Source organism: Rhizobium sp. N324 (genome assembly GCF_001664485.1).
Lineage (GTDB): Bacteria > Pseudomonadota > Alphaproteobacteria > Rhizobiales > Rhizobiaceae > Rhizobium.
The window spans coordinates 3040097-3065752 of sequence record NZ_CP013630.1 but is presented as its reverse complement, the minus strand read 5'-3'; the positions used below and the strand labels follow the sequence as shown (position 1 = coordinate 3065752).

Annotated in this window: 21 protein-coding genes; 14 read left to right on the top strand and 7 right to left on the bottom strand. The window is 56.9% G+C overall.

Annotated features, from left to right (window positions below):
* Positions 1-176: 176 nt before the first annotated feature.
* The 4 genes from AMK05_RS14790 to AMK05_RS34590 all read right to left on the bottom strand — a co-directional run bounded on the left by AMK05_RS14790 (position 177) and on the right by AMK05_RS34590 (position 4034).
* Complete coding sequence (locus tag AMK05_RS14790) at positions 177-635, bottom strand: nucleoside 2-deoxyribosyltransferase (RefSeq protein ID WP_064839595.1); 459 nt, start codon at positions 633-635, stop codon at positions 177-179.
* A complete protein-coding gene (locus tag AMK05_RS14785) occupies positions 632-2236 on the bottom strand; it encodes an SIR2 family protein (protein WP_064839592.1) in 1605 nt (534 codons plus the stop codon). The genes AMK05_RS14790 and AMK05_RS14785 overlap by 4 nt, the downstream gene beginning before the upstream one ends.
* 282 nt (positions 2237-2518) lie before the next feature.
* On the bottom strand, positions 2519-3616 hold the full coding sequence (locus AMK05_RS14780) for a hypothetical protein (protein WP_064839590.1): 1098 nt from the start codon (positions 3614-3616) through the stop codon (positions 2519-2521).
* Positions 3617-3848: 232 nt separating this feature from the next.
* Positions 3849-4034, bottom strand: coding sequence for a hypothetical protein (locus AMK05_RS34590; protein ID WP_210186602.1), 186 nt, complete (start codon positions 4032-4034; stop codon positions 3849-3851).
* 280 nt (positions 4035-4314) lie between these two features.
* Between AMK05_RS34590 and AMK05_RS34585 the strand changes: the two genes are divergently transcribed.
* The gene (locus tag AMK05_RS34585) at positions 4315-4770 is read left to right on the top strand and encodes a hypothetical protein (protein WP_143535842.1); all 456 of its coding nucleotides are present in this window, start codon (positions 4315-4317) and stop codon (positions 4768-4770) included.
* Between the two features lie 54 nt (positions 4771-4824).
* Here the strand turns inward: AMK05_RS34585 and AMK05_RS14770 are convergent, their stop codons facing one another.
* Complete coding sequence (locus AMK05_RS14770) at positions 4825-5931, bottom strand: potassium channel family protein (RefSeq protein ID WP_064839586.1); 1107 nt, start codon at positions 5929-5931, stop codon at positions 4825-4827.
* A gap of 398 nt (positions 5932-6329) precedes the next feature.
* Positions 6330-6977, bottom strand: coding sequence for a hypothetical protein (locus AMK05_RS14765; protein ID WP_064839584.1), 648 nt, complete (start codon positions 6975-6977; stop codon positions 6330-6332).
* A 246-nt stretch (positions 6978-7223) separates the two neighbouring features.
* On the opposite strand from AMK05_RS14765, the gene AMK05_RS14760 reads away from it, so the two are divergent.
* From AMK05_RS14760 to AMK05_RS35575, 4 genes are all read left to right on the top strand, one after another.
* Complete coding sequence (locus tag AMK05_RS14760; protein WP_082935668.1) at positions 7224-8945, top strand: restriction endonuclease; 1722 nt, start codon at positions 7224-7226, stop codon at positions 8943-8945.
* Positions 8946-9464: 519 nt separating this feature from the next.
* Positions 9465-10673, top strand: a complete 1209-nt coding sequence (locus AMK05_RS14750; protein WP_064839580.1) for a trypsin-like peptidase domain-containing protein — start codon at positions 9465-9467, stop codon at positions 10671-10673.
* A gap of 9 nt (positions 10674-10682) precedes the next feature.
* Complete coding sequence (locus AMK05_RS14745) at positions 10683-14264, top strand: DEAD/DEAH box helicase (protein ID WP_064839578.1); 3582 nt, start codon at positions 10683-10685, stop codon at positions 14262-14264.
* Between the two features lie 132 nt (positions 14265-14396).
* Entirely contained in the window at positions 14397-16676 is a 2280-nt protein-coding gene (locus tag AMK05_RS35575; RefSeq protein ID WP_237352111.1) for a restriction endonuclease, read from the top strand.
* Between the two features lie 55 nt (positions 16677-16731).
* Here the strand turns inward: AMK05_RS35575 and AMK05_RS14730 are convergent, their stop codons facing one another.
* Positions 16732-16995 carry a helix-turn-helix domain-containing protein gene (locus AMK05_RS14730; RefSeq protein WP_190237325.1) on the bottom strand — a complete coding sequence of 88 codons (264 nt, stop codon included), beginning with the start codon at positions 16993-16995 and terminating at the stop codon, positions 16732-16734.
* A 117-nt stretch (positions 16996-17112) separates the two neighbouring features.
* Here AMK05_RS14730 and AMK05_RS14725 point away from each other — a divergent pair, with 117 nt between their 5' ends.
* From AMK05_RS14725 to AMK05_RS14690, 9 genes are all read left to right on the top strand, one after another.
* Entirely contained in the window at positions 17113-17802 is a 690-nt protein-coding gene (locus tag AMK05_RS14725) for an 8-oxoguanine DNA glycosylase (RefSeq protein WP_064839574.1), read from the top strand.
* A gap of 55 nt (positions 17803-17857) precedes the next feature.
* Complete coding sequence (locus AMK05_RS14720) at positions 17858-18253, top strand: hypothetical protein (protein WP_143535841.1); 396 nt, start codon at positions 17858-17860, stop codon at positions 18251-18253.
* A complete protein-coding gene (locus AMK05_RS14715; protein ID WP_064839570.1) occupies positions 18250-19440 on the top strand; it encodes a PfkB family carbohydrate kinase in 1191 nt (396 codons plus the stop codon). The genes AMK05_RS14720 and AMK05_RS14715 overlap by 4 nt, the downstream gene beginning before the upstream one ends.
* The gene (locus AMK05_RS14710) at positions 19428-20030 is read left to right on the top strand and encodes a 7-cyano-7-deazaguanine synthase (RefSeq protein WP_335725710.1); all 603 of its coding nucleotides are present in this window, start codon (positions 19428-19430) and stop codon (positions 20028-20030) included. The genes AMK05_RS14715 and AMK05_RS14710 overlap by 13 nt, the downstream gene beginning before the upstream one ends.
* Entirely contained in the window at positions 20030-20755 is a 726-nt protein-coding gene (locus AMK05_RS14705; protein WP_064839567.1) for a restriction endonuclease, read from the top strand. Before AMK05_RS14710 ends, AMK05_RS14705 begins: the two co-directional genes overlap by 1 nt.
* A gap of 225 nt (positions 20756-20980) precedes the next feature.
* Entirely contained in the window at positions 20981-22393 is a 1413-nt protein-coding gene (locus AMK05_RS14700; protein ID WP_237352110.1) for a hypothetical protein, read from the top strand.
* Between the two features lie 91 nt (positions 22394-22484).
* Positions 22485-22640, top strand: coding sequence for a hypothetical protein (locus AMK05_RS35245; protein ID WP_190237324.1), 156 nt, complete (start codon positions 22485-22487; stop codon positions 22638-22640).
* A 14-nt stretch (positions 22641-22654) separates the two neighbouring features.
* Positions 22655-24064, top strand: a complete 1410-nt coding sequence (locus AMK05_RS14695; protein ID WP_064841389.1) for an anti-phage deoxyguanosine triphosphatase — start codon at positions 22655-22657, stop codon at positions 24062-24064.
* Between the two features lie 260 nt (positions 24065-24324).
* On the top strand, positions 24325-25656 hold the full coding sequence (locus AMK05_RS14690; RefSeq protein ID WP_190237323.1) for a metallophosphoesterase family protein: 1332 nt from the start codon (positions 24325-24327) through the stop codon (positions 25654-25656).

The window sequence follows — 25656 nt, the reverse complement described above, 5'->3', positions numbered from 1 at the left end:
CTGAGTTTCCTTGAGTTGGGTCGCATGTCCCAACGAGTTGATAAATCCATGGTCATCTGAATTTTTGCGACGCTCAAGCCCCTCGGATGGGATTTCGCAAAATAGTTCGGGTCGGCAATGTTGGACAGCGAGATGCGGGCTCCCCGCTGCTGCGGGAAGCCAATAACATCTAATCCTTACATCGGGTCGCGCAAGCCTGTTCCCTTGAGCAAGGTCTGCGCCCAATTTTCCACCTGACCCAAGTCCTTGAATATCGTCCTCAGGGACTGGGAAATCATTGGGTTTTCACCAGTAGCAAGCAGTTGCCGTGGATCATCCTTGAAGCCGACGCAATGCTTGCCTAAGGCCCAGGCCATGCCGAGTTCAAAAGCCGCGCCCTCATCGATCGCCCGACCGTTGAGAACGATCAACAGCGCATCTGACCTCCTGACGGCATCGCAATCATCTTCGAAGATTGCTTCGGCGGCCTCTTGGGGGGCAAGGCCAGCTCGAACCTTGTCTTCGAGGAGAGCACCGTCCAGTTGAGGTAGATACACATCCGCGTGGGGCTGGAGGCGGTCCCTGATTGCCAAGTTCAGCTGCCTTTCCCCAGAGTTGAAAAGAGGAGCGGCAACGTAGACGAGCGGTCTGGTCATAGCGCCCCGCCGTCCGCAAGATCGTGTAGACGCTTGTTCAAGTCGTCGGGGCAGTATGCTTGCAGGTGGATTTTCTTCGCAACGGATTTGACTACGTCATGAATGGAGCTTCCAGACGTGTCGATCTCCTCTTTCACTCCGTAGATTTTCCTCAGGCTTTCCTGGAGCTCTTCGATGACATCCGCACCGCTTTCCTTGTGGCGGCTGATCACGCGAGCCTCGAGTTCTCTCGGCTCTCCGCTCAGCATCACGACCTGACCGTCGACCACGCGCCTATTCGACTTTCCCGGGCTGATGCCTTCAATCATGGCCTGCGCTTTCGCCGCGATATCTGATGGCAGCGCGAACGAGAGAGGGTCAAGTGGCGGACGATCGACGACGATCACCCCGTGCTTGCGATCGAGGAGAGCCAGGTTCTTTTTTGCGAACTGAGAAAGTATCCATCTGTCGACCTCCTCGCGTTGGTCAGGGGTTAGGTCCGTCCACGATTTGGCGAGGAGGCTGTGTCTCGGCTCCGTCCATTCCTCGTAGGTCTCCAGAGAAGCCAGATAGGAGAGGGTGGTCGTCTTGCCCGCACCTATCGCTCCAGTGAGATAGTAGACATACCTGAGGTCTATACCTTCCTCTTCAGCCACATGCACGAGGTCACCGTCTCGTATGGTGATCAAGCGACCGAGCGCAGCGATCTCCGAGTCATCGAGGAATAGCGTGATGAGATTGTAAACCTCGAAATTTGCTTCTCTTATTGCACGTTCGCTATCGTGGTTTCTCGCTGCTCCAGCTTCCCGCCATTGAATGTAGTAGTGAAAGTTCCCAGGGTTCACCCGTGCGCTCTGCCGGAGAAGGTGGCGCAGTGTTTCGTCGACGAGTGATAGGCCCACGAACAAGCACGTCGAGCGGGAGATATGGTGCAGCAGCGATGCGTGATGTCCAGCCATGCTCTCTATCAGCTGGTCGGCAAACTCGTCTTCGGAAAAGACCAGGTTTTCGCTAGGGTGCTCGAGGATATTGCTCGGGAGGTAGCCATTCGGATGATAGATCACCGCGGTGTCTCTCTTAGGCTGCAGAGCTACATCCCAGATGGTCTCAAACGGTCTCCCATAGGTCGAGCCGACCTCATGCTGAACCAGCCGCTCGACCATATCGTCGAAATTGTAGGTGACAGTCATCGGCGACGACGCAATGATCGGTATGAGGTCCTTCAGATAAGGATGCTTCTCCTTGAGCAGCTCGGCGGTTTTAGGCACACCATCATACAGAGCCTCCTGTACGATCCGCCTCCATTCACCATGGACCTTGCGCAGCGTCTTTGCGTTCGGCTGACACGACATTTCATCGAGACGTTTCGTCCGGTAATGGTGGAGCAGCATCTGCGTTTTGGCCGTCGCTGAAACGCCGTCTGTCGCTGCAAGGAGGTGGGCCCCCTTCACCTTATCGGAATTGGCTATCTTCTGTACCAGCTCTTCCCACGCAGGAAAGCCGACGGGCTTGCTCACTCCAGCGCCGAGAACAAGGCCTAGTGCTTTCGTGGCATGCCGCTCTCGCATGTGCACGATCGCACGTGCGTGCTGTTCGAGAACTTGGCGATCCAGTTTGTCCATAATCTAGTCCGTTACCTCAACCCCTGATGGTTGACCTATATTCAGATTCGCATGACGAGTAACAGGCGTAAGTGTACGTTGTATGTGACCCCGAGCTTGTGCCACCTGTCAAAGACTACCTGACTGCCTCAACGATACAAATTTATGTCTCCTCACTTGCAGGCCGAAGTTCGACAGGGCACCGAAGTTTCTCGGCTGGGCCGGTCAGGCGGAGCCGACTGGTCTTGGGCGGGACTGAGCGCCCGTTTGCACGTACGGCAATGGCGTCCGCGCCCATCGGTCTCAAAGAGGCTCAGAGGAAAGGGTGGGAAGAGGCCCCAGAGCGAGAAGACGTACTTCGCGATCAGGCTCCTGATGTGTGGGGTCGTAAATCCAGTCGCTCGCATAAAGGTTGCCGAGGTATTCGTCGGTATCCGCTTCGGCTGTTTTTTCCAGCACCTCGTGCTTCCACTCCGGAACGCCGCCAAACAGGCGAAACTCGGACCTCGGTTCGTCGTCGCCGGAGCGGACCTGAATCCAATAGCCGATCGCCTCGATCGCGTCCGGAGCTTCCCGAAGTTTGAGCTTCCGTGGTCGGTGGGAGGACCTGTCCACATCGTTTCCGCGGAACCAGCCTAGCACGGTGTCGAGGTCATGCAGCTTCGAGGCGACCGCTGCGCCAAGGGTCCCGTCACCGATGATCGGCTGGCCGGCGAGATATTCCTCTTCTTCATAGTCAGCCTCGAACTCAACCTCGGCGGTGCACGTCGCTGCGGAATAGAGCACGGGTGTGTCGTCATTTGCGGTCCATATCACTCCGCCCACAGCGGGGAGGCCGCTGGTGCCGATGTATCGCCCTCGCGACTTGCAAACTTGATAATCCGCCAGATCGTGCAGGTCCTCCGCGAAATCGGCCAGTTCGCCAAACATAGAGGTGATGAAGCCATGACCAATTCGATGGGGCGTTTCGTCCCATTCGAACACGCGCTCGTCATACAGCTTCGTCGTCACCGAGCCGTCGTTTGCGACAATGTGTGTCAAGCAGCCCTCAAACCTCGGGGCCGAACTGAAGTCGATGTGATGCCATGTGCCGACGATAACGATCTTCAGTGCTCCGTTATCAATATCGGTTGAGGTCGCGGCACCGATCCGCTCCCTGTAGCGGTCGATCAGCTGAGCCAGCTGGCCTCCCGGCGCAGATGGAGCGCCGTTGATATACCCTTGGACGGAACCGCCATCGATTTCGATCGCCGCATCCGGTCCCACGAAGACCGGGCGGGCCGAAAGGTTGGGTGCAATGAAGACGGGACGAGTGGGATCGGCGCTGGCCTTTTCGGGGTACTCCAGCTTGAAGTTCGCTTTGCTGTAGCGCGAGAGGCGGTAAAGGTCGTGATCGGCCATAGATTCATATCCAGTGGAACATGCGACACCATTCTGGCCACAGGTACTGGCCAGTCGGATCGTGATTGATCGGGTGATTGCCGCGAGCGGCTTCTGGATAAAGTGTTCCGTGGATTTCGGCTGGCTGCAAGGGGTGAAAATCGCTGCGGGCGATTTTGCTGATCGCGAAGAGCGACCCTCTTAGGTTTGGCAAAATTCTACCGGCCACGGAAAAAGCGCACCGGCGCGTTTCTCAGCAGCCGTCCAGGGCCTTAATGCGCGAAATCAACGTGCGGCCGTAGAGGTAGATCGTTTCGACGTCTGCGCGTCCCTTGCATCGGCGGCCCTTGTCGGTCTCGTAGGTGTAGGAAACCCGGACCTGGCTGTCGCCGCGCAGCGTGGTCCCCGTCAATTTCAGCGGAGCCGTCACTGTCAGCACCCTCGCGTTATTCCTTGAGGTCATTCGAACACTTTGGAACGTGCACTGGTCCACCGTAAGCGCGTCAACAATCCTTTTGGTCCTCGGTATCTCCCTCGTCAGCGTCTTTTTGCAGGGGCTTGGCTTCGCCGCCTTGCTAGGAATTGGGTCGAAGGCCCGGGCTGCCAGCATGCTCTTCCGCGTGGCAGTTGTTCCTATAGCGTTCTTAGCGACATGTGTACTTTCGGGCGTTTTTGGTTATCCCCTCAGAACTCTAACGTTCGGGACTTTGATCGGGGATATGGCTGGCCTTGTGTATATCCCGATTGTCGTCGGCCTCGGCGCTATCAAGACCGTGACATCTGTCTCAACTGACACTGGCCGTCTGGTCTGCAGCGTCGGAAGTGATATCGGGGCTGTCGTCGGTCCATTTCGGACCCTGGAACTGGGGTGGCGCGTTCTCAAAGAGTTTGCCGAATACGTTTTCTTTCCTTGGCATTTCACCGAATTGAGACACCGCATTTTGGCGGTCGTGCAGTCCGACCACAATCCATACAATTGGAAAGGTAGCCTGAATGCTGCGTCATATGGGATAACAATTGGGTATTTCGCTAGTTGCACGGCCAGGGGTGCTATCCAAAACTGGAATGATCTCTTCTCAGAACTGTTCCAGTTTTGCGGCCTGTTGTTCATGCAGGGGATCGACGTCGTTCAGAACCTTTGGTCGAATACCTTGCGATTCTTTGGAATAAAGTGACCAATTGTCACGAAATTCGAATGGAAGAGAGGCTCCCTCGCGCACTAGGGGAGGCTAGAGGTCAAGCAGTTGCTCGATTGCGCTTATCTTAGGCAATCGCTTCTGGGCTTGCAATTTGTCGACGCATTTCGAGAGGACGCTGTGTGATATACCAAGTTTGGACGCAAGTTCACGGTGCATTCCCTTTGGCCATTCGGTTCTAGGGATAGCGGGGAATGCGTGGTATACGCGATCGATCTGAATAGGGTGATAGCCCTTGGCTAGCCATTCCTTCGTGTCCCCGATGGCAATTTTCAATTCTAACGCCAACCGGGCGCACTCCATTCCGACTTTGGTAGGAGACGGATCTCCCAACCTGCTATACTTTCTGAAAGCGGCGGCGGTGAACGACTCTGTCGGGACGCCATGGTTATGCTGGCGGTCCATGAGACCGATGATTTCGTAAATGCGCTTGCAGGCCTTATAGCAACGGCTGACAACTTCACGGCTTTCCGTGTTGTGCATTATGTCAATCACTGCGTGGAACGTGCCGCCGAGTTCTTCGTAGAGAGATGCGAGCGTACTTGCGTTGCCGAAAGCAGCTATGCCCGCTTGAAAGGAGTTGAACGCAAGATAGCGCTTCAGCGCAACCGCTAGCGCCCTCATCCTCTCCAAGTCTTCCTGAACTGTTGTGGACGCGAACGGCGCTTGAGACATTTCGAGGCGCGTTTTCAGTTCAGCGATTTCGTGATCGAATTTCGATATTCGTCGTTGGGTATCACTCGTGTGCAGCAGAAGTAACAGTGCCGACTGACGTTCTGAGGCAAGTTTGCCGATTAAAAGCGCAGAAAGGAACAGACCGGAAGCTGCGAGCGCCATTGCAACATAGCGCCCGAGGCCCACGGGTGAAAGGTCGCCATAACCCACGGTGGTGAACGTTACTACGGAATAGTAGAGCGCGTCCTGAAGGCCTGCGTCAGATTTATTCAGGCCCCATCCTTGTGGAGCGTGCGCAAAATAAAAAGACGAGGCGAGAAGAATTACGGCCGTTGCGATCGCGATATCCAAATAGCTCGCACGCTCGACAAGTCGACCGACATGGCTCGGCATGAACGGCTTTTGGTGCGGCGTCATGCTGCGGACGTCGTCTTCGATTTCCAACTCGCTCTCGATGTTAGTCATCTCTGTTTCCCGCATTGAGCTCGATTGTCAGCTCTACCGTTAAACAGCTAAGGTTTTGTTGCAAAGAAGACAGCATTGGACCAAGTCCGCCGGTGCAGATGAGCTGCACAGATGGACCGCCGCAAAACTTTGATTAGCAATTGCTGCAAACTGATCCCGGCTACAGTAAGGTCATCGGGGTCTAGTGTCTCGCTAGGGGCTTCGTGAGCGGAGTATAGCTCTCACCGTCCATCGCCCGTAATTACCGCTGGAAAGCCAACTTATGCGCAGCGTCTATTTGCGTTTACGATTTCCGGGTGGCGACGCGGGGGTAGGGCGCGGTGTTAGCACGGCATTCGTCGGCCACACCGGAGACGAGCCATTGGACGCGCAACGAAACTCGTTGATGTTAAATCTTGTCAGGTCCGGCGAGCACGCTGCTCGAATGGATTGCCGCTTCTCATCGCTCCAAAGCTCGGGTCTAGCGCGCAGGTTCTTGGCACCTTGCGCGTGAAGCTCGTGGAATAGTCCGCGTACATCTCCCGGGCGGCTTTGTCCGACCTCCATCTGTTGTCCCAACAGATAACCGTAGTTGTGTGCCGCCTGTCTGCTAAGCAGTAGTGATAGTGAATCCCCTGAGGCAGGTGGCGATCCAGGTAGCTTTCGTCGTCGATCTCGATAAGAGCAAACACCCTTAGGGATACCGGCTGCGAGATCGGAACCTGCCTCACAGGAAGAATGAAACCACGAACTATCTTACGGGGCTGAAACGCTTGGAATGCGCTTCCAAATGTCCAATTACCGCTCTCAAACCTGCGACGCGCGCCATCGCTGATAGGATAAGCATGCAGGGCAAAGTCCAGTTGGTCCATCAATCGGGCAAGCTCTTGGTCGGGCGGGTAATCCAACGGCTCAGTCAGCTCTTCAGGCATTTCGCCCCATTCATCGGAGTCGGTCGGCAGTCCGATGTGCTCTAAGCTGGCTTCCTGGATCGCACGGGCCCGAGCCTTCATGCGTGCGAGGAGAACTTTCGGGAGGGTAGACTTGGGTTGCGCAACTTCGCTCATCGATGGAAATGAACCTGTTCAGGAGTACCAGCAAAGTGCTGTCGTCGCGCTGCAGACGCTGGAAGTCAACGACGACGGTTAAACCGACCCAAGAACGCGCGAGGTTCGCAGACGAGAGATACCGAGGTTTTCCACATTCGCAGAAACTGTTCGTCAGATGCGCTTGAACGAAAAAATTGCCGCCGACCGACGCTTGCGCCGCAATCTCAGGTGTAGCAATTTGCGGATAAGGCTGGAGGCGGACTTGTGACAATCAATTATTCTTCTACGAACCTAAAGAACATCGCGGGGGGCGAGCTCCGTGCCAAATACAGTGCCAACGGACAACGTATCCTTCGGTATTCCATCGACTTCAGGCACAAGGTCCTTGATCTCCACAAGGAGGTCAGTGCGGCAGAGCTCTTCATGCTCCAGAGCAAGGTCGACGCGTTGATGTCCGATTGGGACAAGCGTTACGCAGAACACCTCCGAAAGTCCGCTTTGCTCGCAGGCAAGGACGCCGCGGACCAGGCGACCATCGACGCGGGGCTCAAGATCGATGCGTTGTCGACGATCTTGGCCCATACCCTTCGTGTGGACGACCGCGTCAACTGGGAAAGCCTCAAGGATTTCTCGGAATGGAAGCAGACGAAATGGTTCACGGAGAGCAAGCCTGATCGGATGCGCTACGACGAGCCTGTCTTCCAGCCTCCTCGGATCGGGTTCTTCGAAGGGCTCTTCGGGCGTAAGAAGGTTATTCTCGCTGACGCCTACGAGGCTTTCGAGCGAGCTCATGCGGAATGGAAGGCCAAGGATATCGCCGACCAAGAAAGCGTTGATCGTCGGTTGATCGAATGGGGTAACAGACAGCGCGATTTCGAGCGGCAGCAGGCCCAACAAAAGCAGGACTTCATCGACAATCAGGCATTCGCGAACGCCAAGGTGGATGCTCTCTCCAAGGCGGTGCCGACCGGCGATCAGCAAGCGGTTATCGAGCATGCGTCCCTGGTTCTCGACAATTCGGATTACGGCGACCTTTTCGAGCAGTCGTTTTCCATAGACTACCTGACTGCCGACAAGACGCTGATGGTGGAGTACGAGCTGCCGTCGCCGGATAACATGCCGCGGCTCAAAGCAGTCCGCTTCGTTCAGGCGACAGGGGAGATGAAGGAAACCTACATCACCGAGAAGGAGCAGAAGGCGAACTTCGATTCCGCCTGCTATCAGATATGCCTTCGCACGATCCATGAACTCCTTGAGGCCGACGAATTCGGAAACATCGAACGCGTCCTGTTCAACGGCTTTTCGACATATGTCGACCGAAGCACCGGAAAGGACGTCCGCGCTTGCATCATGTCCGTGCTCGTCGGAAGGAGCGAATTCATGGCTATCGATCTCTCACGCGTCGATCCCAAGAGCTGCTTCAAGAGCCTGAAGGGCGTCTCAGCTTCCACATTGTCGGCGCTCGCACCCATCCCTCCGGTAATGGAGATGGATCGAAACGACAGGCGCTTCGTGGAGGGCCGAGCGACTGTCGATGCGGTCAGCAACGAAACAAACCTGGCTTCCATGAGCTGGGAGGATTTCGAGCACTTGGTTCGCGAGCTTTTCGAGAAGGAATTCGCGTCGAGGGGAGGCGAGGTTCGCGTCACCCAGGCGAGCAACGATGGCGGCGTGGATGCGATCGCGTTCGATCCCGATCCGATTAGTGGTGGCAAAATCGTGATCCAAGCCAAACGCTACACGCGAACCGTTGGGGTCTCCGCTGTTCGCGATCTCTACGGCACCGTCCTGAACGAAGGTGCCTCGAAGGGGCTTCTCGTAACCACGGCCGATTACGGCCCGGACGCTCACAAGTTCGCGTCCGGCAAGCCGATTACTCTCATTTCCGGAGCGAACCTGCTTCATCTTCTTGCAAAGCATGGCATCCAGGCAAAGATCGATCTGCGCGAGGCCCGCAAAGACCTGAACCTCCGAGAGTTCAACTAGGAGAGGGCGATCGTTGTGGCTGACGGTCCTTCGAACGTGTTCGAGATGTACGTGGACGCTGGCGGTCCGGGTTTCTGGATCCGGCGTACGACGTGGGGAAGCACCGTATCGCGGGTGGTCGGGGCGGGCGCGTTTACCGCCGCGCCTCCCTACTTCGGCAATCCGTCGATGCTGATGGACGTCTACAGTGACGACGGTGCGCTCAAAGACGTGCTCGCTGCTGTTCCAGTGCCTGGCACGTACAAGACCTGGAGATCGGTCAGTCCTCCTGACTGGGCGGTTTCCGCCGACCTGCGGCCACTGGATGATCCTCGGATTGCAACGGCAATCGACCTTTTGGACCGACGACGTGGAAAGAGCCGGCGATAGCTCGGAGACGACGAATACCGGCGGGTATCAATGGCGTGATCCCGTCATTGCACGGCTTGAATAGCCGCCGGAACTTAACGCTAGTTTCAATACTGGGTTGCGCAATTTTGCGGGAACGTTTTACTGTCCGGCATCTGGGGGAAAATCCAAATGTCAGTAGCGTCTCGCGTTTTTCTCGCCGCCCTTTTTTCGGCATCCTTCGGTTTCAATTGCCTTGCACAAAGCCCGACATCTTCCGGAACGGGTTTTGTCGTGACGTCCGATGGTTGGCTTATGACCAATGCCCATGTGGTCGAGGGGTGCCTGAGGATTGAAGTCAAAGAAAAAGGGGATGCCTCCGATCCTCGTGTTGACGAGACCAACGATCTTGCCTTGCTGAAAATCGCAAGCCCGGAACCTTTGAAACCGATCGTGTTCCGTCGCGCCCCAACGCGGCTCGGCGAAGACCTCGTCGCCATCGGTTATCCGCTTGCGACCCTGCTCGCCGACTCCGTGAAGGTCACGACGGGCAACGTCAATGCGCTCGCTGGACTACGGAATGATACTCGCTACCTCCAGATTTCGACGCCGATCCAGCCCGGGAATTCCGGCGGCCCTGTCGTTGATCGGGCGGGGTTTCTGATGGGTATCACCAGTGCCACGCTCTCCAAGCAGACGGCAGATGCGATAGGGATCACGGCTCAAAATGTGAATTTCGCTATTCGTGCCTCGGTCGCTGACCTCTTTTTGCAGTCCCAGGGCATCTCCGCCCAGTCGGGCGACGCTGACAAGGATCAGCCGGCGCTGTCCACGGCGGATCTCGCCGACAAGATCACTCCCTCGGTCTTTCAGGTGCTCTGCTACGGGAAGCCAGATGCCGAAGCCTCGGTCAAACCCGCTGAGATGCCCACCAGTTCGCCCCCACCGTCGATTACTGCGTCGTTGATAGACGCTCGTGGCTATGACGCGATCGGTTTCGACTACCGCGCGGTGAAAGACGTGTCGTTCTCTGAATGCCATGCGACCTGCGAAGGGGACGGTCAATGCAAGGCGATCACCTACAACACCAAATACGGCGTCTGCTTTCTCAAAAACAATGTCGTCGCTTTGATCAGAAATGGCGACGCCGTCGCGTCGTATGCATCGAGCAAGGCGGCCGACGTGATAATGTCTGACTTCACCAGCTATTCCGGCATGGACCTCCCTGGCGGGGACTACAAGCGTTTGAAGGGCAGCAATTATCTACAGTGCTTTACAGCATGCATTGGGGACAACTCCTGCAAGGCGTTTTCATACGTTCCCAAAAAATCAGAATGCTGGTTGAAGGACGCGCTTGGGAAACCGCGCGCTGCGAAGGGCGTCGAATTGGGTGTGAAATAGACTTTAGCCATGAACAGCAGGCCGTATTTCAATTCGAGCATCGCGGAACTCGAACGACTATTCGACGAGAACCGCGACGATCGTGCTTTCCTCAACACACTGGTCGCCGAGCTGAAAAAGCGCGAGACCCAGCGAGCAAAAGCCCTTCACGCTCGCGCCGTGGCCAGTCTCGGCACTCTGCCAAAGAGCAAGCCAGCGACGTCAAGGAGACGCGAGCCACCCGAGGTGCGTCCCGAAGCCGCGGAAGCTGTGCCTGACGCTGCCCCATCAATTGATCCCAGTCCAATCGTCGTCCCGCCAACTAGGCGCGAGGATCGCACCGAAGACCAATTTACCTCAAGTGACGCCGGGGGCGGGCAGGCAAATACCCTCGATAACGACGTCGTAGCGGCAGCGGCTTTCCAGTTTGACCCCGGCGACAATATTCTTATTTCGAACGATCCCCAAAACGTCCTGTCTGCCTGGACGGCGATGGAGGTACTGTCGCCGCCGACCTTCCGGCGGCCCGAGGATATGGTGGGTGGCGAGCGCGTTAGAGTTGCCAGCATCGTTGACAGGCCGCTTCCTTGGGAAAATGGTGGCGAAAAGAGCAGGCCTAATCAACGGCTCTACTACCAGGTCATCCTCGGAACGGTTAACATGGAAAAGGCTGTCGGCGCGCTGCTCGTGGCCTACACCGACACGCGAGCTGAGAGGCCCGCGGCTTCCGGAGAGGCCGTGTTGGCAACTATCATGGTCGACCGCGAAGGAAGGCTGGTCGACCCTGATCCGATCGCCATCTCAAGCTTCGGGTGGGGTGTCCCCGTGGCTCTTTCGGGCAAGCTCGGGGACCTGAAGAGATGGCCGGAGGTGGAGCGCGGGCTCCTCGAAGGACTTCTGGCGAAGTGGTCGAGGGAAGACAAGGACGGCAACCCGCTTCCGCTGACACGCGAAGTCATGGCGTCCGGGTATCAGTGGTTGACGCAACGGATAGGCCTTGGCACGGAATTCGCGAAACCGCCCGCGATCGTCCTTCGCTCGTATCAGTACTACAAGTTTCCCGACCCGCCTGAAGCGGTGCTGCTAAACTCGTTCTTCCTTAGTGATCTCGCGAAGGCCAGTGCGCTGGTGGGCAGCGGTGACGCACCGCATGCTCTCGGGCGGTACCTTCGGATCGTCAGGCCTCGCTATCGCAAAAACCTGATGTCCGATCAAGCGGCGTTGGCGGAGGTGCTTCAACCAAAGCTCTTTCCGACGTCGTCATGGCCAGCGCCGGGACGACATCCGCTGACACTACTCCAGCAGTGTGCGGTAAATCTCTCCCATCGTGACCTCGAGCATGAGGGCATTCTTGCCGTCAACGGTCCGCCGGGCACCGGCAAGACCACGCTGCTGCGTGATGTGATCGCGAGTGTCGTTACGAAGAGAGCGGACGCAATGATCCGCTACGACGATCCGGAAGACGCATTCAAGAATTCCGGCCAGCGGATCAAGAAGGGGCAGACCTTCGTTCACCTTTACCGTGTCAGCGAGACTCTGCGCGGATACGAGATCGTCGTGGCATCTTCAAACAACAAGGCGGTCGAGAACGTCAGCGCGGAGCTGCCCGGTATTCAAGCGGTCACCGATGGGGTGGCGACGCCTCGATATTTCAAATCCGTCTCCGACAATGTCCTCGGGCGCGACACTTGGGGAATGATCGCCGCGGTGCTTGGCAATGCCCGGAACCGTAGCGAATTCCGCCAAAAGTTCTGGTGGGATGAAGAGTTGGGAATGCACCGCTTCTTCCAACAGGCAAGCGGAAACCCCCAGGTGATCATTGAGAAAGCGGAAGACGGCACGACAACACAACGCCTCCCCAGGATCATCGCCGAGGAAAAACCCCCGTCCGACCATGACGAGGCTGTCAGGAGATGGAAAACCGCTCGATCGCGGTTTCGCAAAGTCAGCGCCGACGTGAAAGCTAAGCTCTCCTCTCTTCAAAGGGCAAGCGATCTGCTGGCCTCAATTCCCAAGTTGGAAACAGAGATGGAAGCCCTGGCAACCGCGCTGGAGGCCAGCTTGGTGGCGTCACAGATGGCCGAGGCTGAGGCCGATCGCGCAAGGTCTACGCTGGCGACTGCCAACGAGCATTCGGAGGCGGCGGCGCGACGTCTGAAGAACGCGACGGACCATCGTCCAGGGATTTTGAGCCGGGTCCTCAACAACGCAGCGGCTCGCAGTTGGCAAGCCGCGAACGACGTTGCTAAAGCTGAACTCGCGACTTCAAAGGAGTATCTGGTTCGCGCAGAGCAGGCAGCGAACGTGAAGAAGGAGGCCAACTCGAGAGCCGTCGCCACCTTTGGGCAAATCCGGGCCAACGTTGATACCAAACGGGCCGCCTTGGATCAGGCTAAGGAAGAGCTTCGATCTCTCCAGGCCGAGGTAGGCGGGACATTTATAACTTCGGACTTTTTTGCGCTCGGGCATGCCGAGCGACAAAAAGCGTCACCGTGGCTCAACGAGGAGACGGCGCGGCTTCGAAACGACCTGTTCGAGGCTGCTATGGCCGTTCACAAAGCCTTTGCCGCCGCGGCCTCTAAGCCTATCCGGCACAATCTCAACGTACTGATGGACGGGTTTGGGACGCGGTCGCTTGGAAGCCCGGAACGCGACGCGCTCATACCCCACCTATGGTCGACCCTGTTTCTGGTGGTGCCCGCAGTTTCAACGACTTTCGCCTCGGTGGCGCGGATGTTCAGTAAAGTCGGGCCTGCCGAGCTCGGCTGGCTGCTCGTTGACGAAGCTGGGCAAGCCCTCCCTCAGGCTGCCGTCGGCGCGCTCATCCGTACCAAACGGGCTGTTGTCGTCGGCGATCCCATTCAGATCGAGCCGGTCGTTGTTCTCCCGGACCAGCTGACCGACGCGATATGCCTGAGATTCGGAATCGATCCCACGATATTCAACGCGCCGTCCGCGTCAGCGCAAACGCTGGCGGACAGCGCCACCGAATATTTCGGCACGTTCGAGACCAAGTTTGGGGCGCGGGAGGTGGGCGTGCCCTTGCTCGTGCATCGCCGATGCAGTGACCCGATGTTTGCGATCTCAAATTCGATCGCCTACGAGAACCTCATGGTTCAGGCGAAACCGGGAAGTCAGTCCGCTATCCGTGATTGCCTCGGGCAATCACGTTGGATCGACGTCGAGGGCCGGGGGCAAGACAAGTGGTGCCAAGATGAGGGAGATGTCGTCGTCGACTGCTTGAGGCGCTTGAGGGCATCGGGATGCGTTCCCAACCTCTACATCGTGACGCCGTTCGTCGTGGTTCAAGATCGCCTGCGCGAGCTTCTGCGACGCGACGGCCTGTTGGAAGGCTGGGGCGATGATCCCTACAGCTGGGTCCGCGAGCGGGTCGGTACCGTCCATACTGTCCAGGGCAGAGAAGCGGAGGCCGTGATCTTCGTGCTGGGAGCGCCCGAAGCGGCCCAACGTGGCGCGCGTGGGTGGGCCGGAGGCAGGCCCAACCTATTGAACGTTGCCATAACGCGGGCGAAGGAGTCGGTATACGTGGTCGGCAATCGCAAGCTTTGGAAGGAGGCGGGCGTTTTCCAAGTTCTCGACAGGTTGTTATGATGCTGCAAGTCTTCCTCTTTTGGTTTGCCTTATCTCATCTAGTCGGCAGTCCCCAAATGGATCGGGGAACCGTGTAGACTGCAACATCTTATTCAGTAATATCACGGGCTTGTACCTTGGAGTCGCCTGCTGATGTCCGACCGTTACGATTTCGCCAACCTGTCGCCGATCGAATTCGAGGGCTTGTGCGTCGACCTTGTGGAGGCCGAAACAGGGTATCGATTTGAGCGGTTCGCCGAGGGGGCAGATGGCGGCATAGACGGCCGTCACGGGCACGCTGACGGTGGTATCATTCTCCAGGCCAAGCACTACAAAAACAGCACGTGGTCAGATCTGCAAAAAGCCGTCAAAGCCGAGGCAAAGAACATCGCCCGGCTGCAGCCTGCGGAATACTATCTGCTGACATCCCAGCCTCTGACACCCTCACGCAAAGCACTGCTGGCGTCACATCTCTGTCATTCATCGGTAGACGTCAGCAGGATATGGGGGCGTACGGAAATCAATGCGTTTCTCTCCAAGCATGCATCCGTGGAGAAGCGCAACATAAAGCTCTGGCTTTCAAGCGCCACGGTTTTAGACAGGCTGCTGAAGAATGACATCGCCGTATTCACCGAGGCCACCTACGACGAGATCGAGAGGATATTAAAGGTCTTCGTCGTCAATCCAAGCCTCAAGAAATCTGCAAATATCCTAAATGTCACGCATTGTCTGATCGTATCCGGCCCACCAGGGGTCGGCAAAACGACACTTGCACAGGTTCTCGCCGCGGAATACAGCGACGATGGCTGGGAGCTTGTTTCTATTACGTCGATCGACGATGCATTCCGCGCCTATCAGCGCGATGTTCGCCAGTTCTTCGTGTTCGACGACTTCCTCGGAAAGATCAGGCTCGATCCAGCTTCTCTCTCTCGTGATGACGGCAAGATCGCCCGTTTTATCTCCCACATTCAGCGGGACAAGAAAAAGCGTTTCGTGTTGACCACGCGAGCCTACATCCTAGAAGCGGCACGAGCGATATCGGAAGCCCTTGACGACCGTAAAATCGAGATGTCGGAAATGGTCCTGAACCTGAGCACCTACACAAGGGAACTAAAGGCTCGCATTCTTTACAATCATCTCTACCACTCGGATATCGATCAAGAATCCGTTCAGGCGCTGCTGGTCGGCGACACCGTGCGCCAGATTGTCGACCACCGAAACTACATGCCGCGAATAATCCAATGGATGACAGACGAGATTAGGCAGCGCGGAATATCTCCTTCGGAATATCCCAAAGCATTCCTCCAGACGCTGGAGAACCCGGACAAAATCTGGGACAAGGCGTTCAGGCGGCACATCAGCCAGAACGCTCGAGTCCTTCTGTATTGCATGTACTTCGCAGAGAATGAGCGATTTTCCGAGCCGGGCGCGAGATTGAACAAGCTTCGTGTATTCTTCGACCGGGCCGTCGTGAATTTCGGAGTTGTTACCAAGGACGAAGTACGCTCGTCATTATTTGAAGAAACGCTACGCGAGGTGAAATCGTCGTTTGTCGTTATCGACGGCGATCGCGCCAATTTCATCAATCCCTCCGTACAAGATTATCTTTCCAGAGAATCGGCGGATGCGCGGGTACTTGGCACCCTTGCGAGTGCCGTCCCATCGGTGGCCGGCGCAATGTCCCTTTGGAAAAAGATTGATCCCCGGGCCTCGGCTGAGATCAAAAAGCAAGTCGCTACGGCTTTGCTTGACATCATCACAAGTGGCAAGGTCGATGGCAGAGGCCCGTTGCACGAACTCGCCGGGCTGATCGGTCACCTTATTTTGGCTTCGGGTCAAACAGGCTACTGCGACGTTATCAGACGGTACAAGTCCGATGATCTTTTCTGGATAGACGAGGGAAATCTCCCACCGTTCATTGATGAGCTCGACAGTGGCCGATTCAGCAATTTGCCGCATGCGGGGGCATACGCGCGATATCTCCGCCTCCATCTGCACAGGTATGTGTCATCTGATCGTGAGTACGCAATGGAAATCGAGGAACTTGCGTCGCTCGCAACGGCACTCGCGGCGTCGAAAGTCGAGATGTCCGAAGAGTTCTATAAGAACTTCGAGACCGCGGCCGAGGAAGCCGTGGATGTGTTGGACATGGACGCGATCGGCAAAAGCGAGGATCCTGAGCAGGTAATCGGCGATTGGCTCGAGAACATAGACAAGATCGAGCAACTGATGCCGGCGGCAACGTTCTCGTTTAAGAAGACAGACTTCGAAGAGCGGGTGGCCTCGATCCAATGGGCTCAGGAGCAACGCGAGCGAGAGGAGTCGGTGAGCCCAATGCGTTCGCATTCCCCAAGTGCGGTTACGCCTTCGTCTACTTCGTTTTCCAACGCCGACATTCAATCAATGTTCTCCTCGCTCCGAAGGTCCGACTAGAGATCCATCTTTCGCGATCGTCTGCAGTGGGTGAGCTACATCGTCATTGTTCAAATTATTCGTTAGCATTCACTAAGGCGAGGGCGGCGTCTACGATCTTGAAGAACTTCGGGGAACTGCGGGCCGCGTCGCCTACTTTTTCAAGCCAGTGGCTCGACACCTCCGTCGGGGCGGCGAGCGCTTCGATCCGATGTCTCAGTTTCGGTCGAGGTTGACTGATCCCATGCATGATTTTCGATATTGTAGATTGGCTGGTATGCAGCGCCAAGGCTAATTCGGTCTGGGTGACGCGGTCCCTCACGGCGATGGCATTGAGCATCTTACCCCAGTCTCGCGTCGCCGCCTCGTTCGATTTCTCTTGCATAAAACGAATATAAACGAATATTCTATCAGCGCGTCAATAGGCGCGTCGACGCTTTAGCACCGGAGGTCACGAATGTACCAGCCGCACTCGGAGATTCTTCCAGGTGTCAAGTGGGGCAAACCCGAATGGGTCCCAAGCCCGGCCTACTGGGCCGCCATGGCGAACCAGGTGACGGAGGCGTCGCACGGTTTCGTAAGCCCGTCGGCCACGCTTCACGAGGAGGTCGGCTTCTGTCTATTGGGCGGCTACGGCGTCACCGCCGAAATGAACCACGCGTTCTTCGAGGTTCTCTGCGACGCCGGCGTTTTCGTGCCGGGGGCGAGGGTGCCCGCAGCGGTTATCGAAGATTTGCTCCGCTCGAACGCCATCGTGGACGGCAGACCAAGGCGATACAGGTTTCCAAAACAGAAGGCCGCCAGAATCGAAGTGGCCTTGCGAAAGATCGAGAGTGACCCGCCTTCGGTGGACGATCCAGTGGCATTCCGGAATGCGCTTCTTTCGATACCGGGGATCGGCCCCAAAACCGCGTCATGGATTGCGCGGAATTTGCTCGGGACAGACGAGGTGGCAATACTCGACATCCACGTAATCCGAGCCGGAAAACTAATGGGGCTCTTCCACGGCGAAACCAAGCTCCCGCGAGACTATTTCGACATGGAGCGTCGTTTCCTCGACCTCTGTAAAATCATGGAAATCAAGGCTTCGTTGCTCGATGCGATAATTTGGGGGGAAATGCGTAAACTCGGCCGCGTCGACGTTTGACTTCCACCAGCGCTAGAGTTTCTATTTTCGAGTTGTACGACTCGAAGGTGAAAAAATGTCGGGCAGTGGCAGACGGAAATCACGGGGTTCTTCTCAACCTCAACAGGCAGTGCCTCAGGCGGGCAAAAAGGGCGCTTCGACAGGCGCAGGCGACGGCTTCGAGTCTTCTGATCCTTGTGCGATTGTGTTCGACGTCAATCTCAGCGGCGTCAATGTTACGGTAGCGGCCGGCATTTCGGTGGGGACAACGCTCCATGTCGTCCTCACGGTAAGCAATGGTTTCGATGTCGTGGTTTGCCAGACTGCCGCCGGGCTCGTCGTCGGCTCATTGGCGGCTTTCCCGGGCTTGGCGACTTTAGTCGGCTGCCTGCGCAGCGGTCGACGGTACATCGCGCAGGTGACGGCCCTCAACGGTACGATCGTCACTGTCCACGTGGAGCTAGCGCCGTGATAGTGGCGGGTGGCACATATCGGGAGATTTGCGACAACCCACCTTGGGACCGCTTCTTCGGGTCAGGTCTTCGAGCGGCCGCGGCAATCAGCGAGCTCTCCAAGGATGTGACACTCGCGACATACGCGCCGCCGGAATGGGCGGAAGACATCGCCATGTCTGCAGCATCGTTCGGCGTGAAGGCGCTGATCACCGAAAACCTGATGCCGGCGACTTTTCGATACTTCCATCAGCTATCCACGGCGGAGCTCGAATACGACGGCGAGGTGGACATCGAGCCCCTGCGCGTAGAAGGCGATGCCGTGCTGCGTTTCGGCATGGTCGCGGGAAGTGCGATCGTAAGAGCTAAGTATGCCGTTTTCGACCCGCAGACAGGAGCTGACCCTGAGTCCTTCCATTCCAACGGCTCTGTAGCGGAGCACTTGGCCATCGTTTTGAATGGCTGGGAAGCAAGCCAGACGACAGGCCTTCCTCCGGAAGAGGCCGGTGCTCTCATCCTCGCCCGCGAAAATGCCGATGTAGTCATCATTAAACTCGGACCACGGGGAGCGATCGTTCACTCGAGGGGCAGCAGCTCCGTGCTCGTTCCTCCTTATCGATCCGACACCGTTTTCAAGATCGGGTCAGGCGATGTCTTCAGCGCGGCTTTTGCCTACTACTGGGCCGAGGCCGGGCTGCGACCCGACGAGGCGGCCGACGCGGCTTCTCGGTCGGTCGCGCATTTCGTGGACGGGCACCAGTTGCCGCTTCCGGGTATCGAGGCCCTTCACCATGGCGACGCCTATACGCCTCGGGAATCGCCGAGGCAGCTCTATCTCGCTGGACCCTTCTTCGCGTTGGGTCAGCGTTGGCTCATCGAGGAAACGCGTGACATCCTGACATCGATGGGCGTACCGGTCTTCTCTCCGCTTCACGATGTCGGTACCGCCAAATCGGCCCGCGACCTGGCTTTGGGCGATCTCGCTGGTCTGAACGAGAGTGCGGTGGTGCTCGCGCTGCTAGACGGAGCCGACCCGGGGACGATTTTCGAAGTCGGCTACGCCCGGAAGGCCGGAATTTCCGTGGTCGGATATTGCGAACAACTTGACGCGCTTCACCTCACGATGTTCGAGGGGACAGGCTGCGTAATGGAAAGCGATTACACCACGGCCGTCTATAAGGCCGCGATGGAGGCATGGTCAGCATGAGACTGCTACTCTACTCGGGTGGTCTGGACTCAACGGCGTTGGCATGGTCGCAGCGACCTGACCTATGTCTTACGATCGACTATGGGCAAAGGCCGGCGAAGGGAGAAATCAGGGCGGCTTCCGGGCTTTCGGGTTTGATGAAACTTCGCCACGAGGTCCTGACAGTTGATCTGGCTCACCTCGGGTCGGGATCGCTGGCAGGCTCGGAAGCAGCGACCGTTGGATCAGCTCCCGAGTGGTGGCCGTACAGAAATCAAATGCTGATCACGTTGACCGCGATGAAGTTCGTGGGGCAGGGGCTCCAGGAAATCATGTTCGGTGCCGTCGCGACTGACGTCCATGCGGACGGCAAAAAGCCGTTCGTCGATGCTATCAATGCGCTGGTCTCGATACAGGAAGGCGGCGTGCGGATCACTGCGCCGGCGATCGACACCGACCCGGTCGACCTTATCAGAGACTCTGGTGTTCCGAAGTCGTTGCTGGGGGCAACTTTCTCCTGCCACGTTGCCGAATACACTTGCGGGCGTTGCCGCGGATGTGAAAAGCACGCAGATACAATGCGCGAGCTGGCCGGTGAGGCCGCCCGTTGATGAGTTCAGTTGTCCCATGGCGACAATACCAAAGGGATGTTGCCGACCACTTCCAGCGGCTCGGTTTCTCAGTCGCTGTCGAAGAAAAAATCGACGGAGCCCGCGGAAGCCATGTCGTCGATGTCGTCGCCAGGATCGAAATGTTCGGCGTTTTGGTCTGCTGGATCGTCGAATGCAAGCTCTGGAACCGCCCTGTCGAAAAAGAGAACGTGCTCTCCCTGTTCCAGATCGCTCAGGACGTGGGTGCGGACAGAGCGTTCCTGATGTCGGAGAGCGGTTTTCAGGCTGGGGCAGTGCGGCACGTTATCAACACCAACGTCACACTGGCGAGCTTGGAAGAGTTGAACGAGCTTAGCCAGCAGGCTCTGACGAAATTGATTATCGGGCGCTTGAGACGCGATATTTTCACAGCTCGCGAACGGCTCTACCCGATCCTTTGGGCAATACAGGACAAGCCGTCCGATCAACTGGGGGGTACCTACGCCATCGTCGTCAATTTGCTTGCTGCTTGCTTGGAGACGGAGATGACATTGGACCGGGCAGTCGGCAACGTCTATCCCTTTCGATACAACGCTCACTTTACCGGAAGCCAAAAGGTGACCGTGATGAGCGAAGTCGAACTTGCACAGCTGATGTCAACTGACATGGCCGAGGTCACGGACCGCGTAGCGAGGGTTGAGGCGGATTATCAAGGTCTGGTGGAGACAATCCACAGCGCTCGGTGAGGGCCGGCTCTCGATCAAACCGTCGTTATCACTTCCTTGGCAAACGACCCGCGCCGCCCAAGATTCTTGACAGCCGCGGCTTTGTTCTCTATTTGTTCTCATGCGGAAGGTTAGCCGCAAAACTGGGGAGATCGTGCTGCTGTGAGCGAACGTCATTTGGCCATCGCAAAACTAGCAGATAGGATGCTCGGCACGAGCGCAGGGAATTGCGCTGAGGCGTGTAGAGTGAAGGAAGTTACGTTGGTCGGTCCGCAAAGCAAACCTCATCAACCTGACGGAGCGTTTTTCAGAAAAGACGAAACGTTGGATCGGCTGGCGCAAACGTTCAATGTCGCGCAGTTTGTAAGTTTCGCCCCCAAGGAGCACGGACCAGCGCAACAGTTCTCCAGGATAGCAGGCTACCAGGCAAATTACCGGTTCGAAACGGTTCGCGACGCGATAGCGGCGCTCTTCGGAGAAAGTACAGAAGGGACCGTGAACGTTCGCAGCTTCAGTGCGCACCAAGCGCAAAGTCGCGAATTCATATACGGTGTCGATACGGTTGACGCTGCTGTCGCCGCGGTGCAGCGAATGGCCGGCGAGGGCGCTTACACGATCGTCAACGAAACGATCGATGTTTCCGACGGGGGAGTGTCCGGTGTCGCCATGGGCGAGCTTGTGGAATTCCGGCCCGACATGACCCCGCGAGGCGTCGAGAAGCCCGGGTTCGCCCGGCTTCCGACGGAATGGGCGGTTCGCTTGTTTCAGACGGTTTACGGTGTAAGTGTCGACTTCACGAAGAGCCGGCGAGGGAGGCTTGAATTTAGTCTTCATCCGCGACCGCGTGGCTGGAAGAAGGAAAACGTCATTTTCTGGGAGCATTCCCAAGACTTTTTCCCTCCGGTCCCAATCAAAGCCGAGTGGCCCAACGATTTCAGCCGGATGATCGGCGACAAAGCGTACGGTCTGTTGATCGCAGATATCAACGGCTTTCCGGTGCCGCGGACAACGGTGATTGGTCGGCGCATCGCTCCGTTCTCGTTTGGGCGGTCGACCGGTGTCGAAGAGGTTTGGATCCGCACCAGCCCAACGGAGCAGGTTCCAGGCAAGTTTACAACTGCCCGTGGCTGGCAAGACCCTTTTGCCCTATTGCAAGCCGAAGACCCGGAAGGCACGGCCATATCATCGGTGCTGTCGCAAAAGGGTGTTGCCGCGCAGTGGTCGGGTGCCGCGATCGAGACCGCTAGTGGCGGCCTTGTGGTCGAGGGCGTGAAAGGGACGGGCGACCGGATGATGGTAGGTTTGGCTGATCCCGAACGCGTACCAGAAACCGTCGTTGGCAAGGTAAGGGAGCTGCACGAAACGCTCCACCTTGTCCTTGGCGCGACGAGGTTCGAATGGGTCTTCGATGGCGAAGACGTCTGGGTTGTCCAACTGCACAGCGGAGCGAGCGTTTCCGACGGTGACACTATCGTCCCGGGCAATGCAGCGGTCTGGATCGAATTCGACGTATCGAGAGGGCTGGAGCAACTGAGGTCTCTGACCGCCGGCCTTACGCCAGACACGGGTATTACGCTTGACCGTAGAATCGGCTTAACCAGCCATCTGGCAGATGTTCTGCGCAAAGCCGGGGTTCCGGCACGCGTGTGGGCCCGGTAGGCTTTTAAATGCGGGAACTTGAAACCCGTCGTAAACCAATAAGGCGCATGCTCGTTGTACCCGGACATAGCGCTTCACCAGGAGGAAGATCATGGCATATGCAGCAGTACTAGAAGCCCGTAAGGCAGCAGAAGTTAACCAGGACAGAGTTCGTGAAGCTGTTCGCCTTGGCTTCGAACTGAAGCGCGAGCAGGAAGCAAAGAAGGCTGCGCAGGAAGCGGCGCGGCTCCAGGCTCAGGCTCGTTAATAGTGACCACTGAGATGTACACCGACGACGATCGGCAGCGTCAAAATGGCGAGGTCGATAAGTCGGAGAGCTGGCGACCTCCTTTTGTTAGGGACTTCGGTCGGATAATTCACAGTGCGAGCTTTAGAAGGTTGCAGGGAAAGACGCAGGTCTTCCCTGGACATGAATCGGATTTCTTCCGCAATCGTCTGACCCATTCGCTTGAAGTGGCGCAGATTGCGGAGGGTATCGCCGACCGCCTGAACGATGTTTTCAAATTGGCGCTCGGCGACAAGAAAATCGACAGCCGACTTTGCGCAGCAGCTGGCCTCGTGCACGACATTGGGCACCCGCCGTTCGGCCACAACGGTGAGCGGGCGCTTGACGGCAAAATGAGGCTTTACGGCGGCTTCGAGGGGAACGCTCAGACACTGCGGATATTGAGCAGGCTGGAAAAGAAGGCGAAGTACGACGCGCCCGTCGAGGGCGACTTCAGGGCCGGTCTGAATTTGTGCTTCAGGACGCTTGCCGCCATTTTGAAGTACGACACTGAAATTCCTGTCAAACGTCCCGACGCCAAGAAGCCCAAAAAGGGTTACTACGCATCCGAGGCCAAGATTGTCGCCGAGATTAAGCGTAAGGTATTAGGCGGTAAATCGCTTCCGGAAGGCGAAAAGCTAAAGACCGTAGAATGCGCGATTATGGATATCGCAGACGACATCGCGTACTCGGTCTATGACTTGGAAGACAGCCTAAAGGCGGGCTTCCTCACGCCCGCGTCGATCCTGGCAACGGATGACGACTTGCTGAAGCGCGTTGCGGAAGTGGTGACCGAGCAGATTGAGGACGATATCGGAGAGACCGTGACGGTTTCGAAGGTGCAGGCAACGTTTGTGGCGATTTTCAGCGATATTTTCGCGACAGGAGAACCGAAGACGTCGGACGATGGCGAAGCTCGCAAGCAGGACGATATGGCGAACTTCATCGGTGCAATGAGAGCATCTCGCGATCTAAATATGGACGCCGGGAAGAGGATGGAACTCAGCTCGGAACTGGTGAAAGAATTCATCAACGACGTTGAACTCAAGGTCAATGAAGAGTGCCCGGCGCTGTCGAAGGTTAGCCTCGTCAAGGAAACGCGGATCAAGGTCGAGATTCTCAAACAATACACGTACCTCTCGACGATCTATTCAAACCGCGTGAAGCTCGGTGAATACCGCGGAACAGAGCTTGTCGAAGATATTTTCGACGCGCTCCAGAAGGAGAACGGACATCTCCTTATGCCTGATGACGTGCGCAAGCAGGTGCAGGACGCTGGTAAAGATGAAGCGCTGAAGGCTCGCCACATATGCGATTTCGTTGCGGGCATGACCGACAGATATGCGGTGGAATTCTGGGCCCGCCTCCGGTCGGATGCCGCTGAGAGCATGTTTAAGCCCATTTAGGCTTTCATCGAGTCACCCGGAGGCCTGCGCCAAAGCTCCGGGTGTGTACCGCTGACAGCTACCAAGCGGCCCAGCGTTCAGATTAGGGGCCTTGCATCAGGAGGCCTCTTCGCCTTCGCGGCGTCACGGAGGACGGCGCAAGCCTCGTCGTCGGTGGCATCTCCGGGCATCGGCGTACAACTTATCTCGTTAAAATCGTCGGTGACGTCTCGCAAACCTCAACGGGTCGTTGTAATCGTTGCATCATGGGGGGGTGCTTGATGCGGCGAGTTCGAATTCTTCAAATTGGTGACATCCACTATCCGGACTGGCGGCTCCACCAAAGCAATCTCGACGCAAAGGATCGCCAGTTCGCCCCCGGAATTACGGACGGTCTTCGTCGTTCATCGTTCCCGGCAATTCTCCGAAAGATCGGCCAATTGTCGACAGGGCCAAGCTGTCATGGTGTCGTCTTCGTCGGCGATTTCACGACGGCTGGGCGATCGGAGTATCTCGAAGGGGTTTTTCGACATTTCACGTTGCTATGTCGGCGCAATGGCAAAGAAATCGAGACACCGCTTCTATTTGTCCCGGGAAATCATGACGTCAATCGAGCGGACGCTCGGGACCTGGGACGCTTGGAGAAATTTCGCGCCATGGCCCAGCTGGCAGCAAAATATCACTGGGAGAAGGTCCCCTCCGAGCAACCCGTCCAGGTCAAACTGACTGGCAAGGACTGCTCGCTCAATCTGATCCTTCTGAACACCGCCGTCGGGAGTTGGGAATTGCATAACCTGCCGGAGTTTTTACGCGACAAACTTCAGGCCGCCGACACGCACACGGCAGCACTCGACCTTGGCAGTTTGCCAGGGGCGGAAGTCGACCCTTCGGCGGCTCCCACCATCCCCCCTGCCAAGCTCGTGGAGCAGTACTACGGTCAGCTCGACACACCATATGTAATGCCGCAGATGCTGGACGCCGTGCAAAGAACGCTGGATGAGGGTGACGCCACATTTGGCGTGCTTGTTGGACACCATAATCTGCTTCCGCAAAAGATACCGCGTATTTCGCCTTACGGGGAAATGCTGAACGCTGGTTTTGTTCGAAGCCAAATTCTCGGTCTCAATCGGCCGATCGTCTATCTTCACGGGCACATTCATCAGGATCCAGTTGAAGTCGTCAGCGATCCTCGCCTTCCAGACAGCAAACTGGTTCTCATTTCGGCCCCGGAGATCAAGGATGGCTTCAACGAGATCGTATTCTACATAAGCGAACATGACGATCTCGTGGGGATACGGCTGATACCCCATCGTGCCAGGTCTGAAGATGGCACTCTGGTTGAGGCCGCACATTGTTTTATTTCGACAATTTCGCCCTCACGCGCGAATATCGACAGCAAAATCTACGAACTGTTTCGCCGGCTGAAACAGTATAAGGAAGAGCGAAGCGGAGATTTGCTTTTCTGGAACGAAGTCCAGGATTTGGCTGGTTTCGACTTCCAGGGAGAGGCCCTAGAAGACGCCCTCATTATGCTTCATGCGTCGCACTGGATCGAGATCGATGACCTCAACAGGCCGAACAAAAGTTGGCGTATCCGGGTGAAGGGCAATTAA

What these genes read in the sequence shown, in the direction of transcription:
- AMK05_RS14790 (WP_064839595.1), bottom strand. Translation starts at nt 635, where the DNA reads ATGACCAGACCGCTCGTCTACGTTGCCGCTCCTCTTTTCAACTCTGGG.
- AMK05_RS14785 (WP_064839592.1), bottom strand. Translation starts at nt 2,236, where the DNA reads ATGGACAAACTGGATCGCCAAGTTCTCGAACAGCACGCACGTGCGATC.
- AMK05_RS14780 (WP_064839590.1), bottom strand. Translation starts at nt 3,616, where the DNA reads ATGGCCGATCACGACCTTTACCGCCTCTCGCGCTACAGCAAAGCGAAC.
- AMK05_RS34585 (WP_143535842.1), top strand. Translation starts at nt 4,315, where the DNA reads ATGGCTGGCCTTGTGTATATCCCGATTGTCGTCGGCCTCGGCGCTATC.
- AMK05_RS14770 (WP_064839586.1), bottom strand. Translation starts at nt 5,931, where the DNA reads ATGACTAACATCGAGAGCGAGTTGGAAATCGAAGACGACGTCCGCAGC.
- AMK05_RS14765 (WP_064839584.1), bottom strand. Translation starts at nt 6,977, where the DNA reads ATGAGCGAAGTTGCGCAACCCAAGTCTACCCTCCCGAAAGTTCTCCTC.
- AMK05_RS14750 (WP_064839580.1), top strand. Translation starts at nt 9,465, where the DNA reads ATGTCAGTAGCGTCTCGCGTTTTTCTCGCCGCCCTTTTTTCGGCATCC.
- AMK05_RS14745 (WP_064839578.1), top strand. Translation starts at nt 10,683, where the DNA reads ATGAACAGCAGGCCGTATTTCAATTCGAGCATCGCGGAACTCGAACGA.
- AMK05_RS35575 (WP_237352111.1), top strand. Translation starts at nt 14,397, where the DNA reads ATGTCCGACCGTTACGATTTCGCCAACCTGTCGCCGATCGAATTCGAG.
- AMK05_RS14730 (WP_190237325.1), bottom strand. Translation starts at nt 16,995, where the DNA reads ATGCTCAATGCCATCGCCGTGAGGGACCGCGTCACCCAGACCGAATTA.
- AMK05_RS14725 (WP_064839574.1), top strand. Translation starts at nt 17,113, where the DNA reads ATGTACCAGCCGCACTCGGAGATTCTTCCAGGTGTCAAGTGGGGCAAA.
- AMK05_RS14720 (WP_143535841.1), top strand. Translation starts at nt 17,858, where the DNA reads ATGTCGGGCAGTGGCAGACGGAAATCACGGGGTTCTTCTCAACCTCAA.
- AMK05_RS14710 (WP_335725710.1), top strand. Translation starts at nt 19,428, where the DNA reads ATGGTCAGCATGAGACTGCTACTCTACTCGGGTGGTCTGGACTCAACG.
- AMK05_RS14705 (WP_064839567.1), top strand. Translation starts at nt 20,030, where the DNA reads ATGAGTTCAGTTGTCCCATGGCGACAATACCAAAGGGATGTTGCCGAC.
- AMK05_RS35245 (WP_190237324.1), top strand. Translation starts at nt 22,485, where the DNA reads ATGGCATATGCAGCAGTACTAGAAGCCCGTAAGGCAGCAGAAGTTAAC.
- AMK05_RS14695 (WP_064841389.1), top strand. Translation starts at nt 22,655, where the DNA reads ATGTACACCGACGACGATCGGCAGCGTCAAAATGGCGAGGTCGATAAG.
- AMK05_RS14690 (WP_190237323.1), top strand. Translation starts at nt 24,325, where the DNA reads ATGCGGCGAGTTCGAATTCTTCAAATTGGTGACATCCACTATCCGGAC.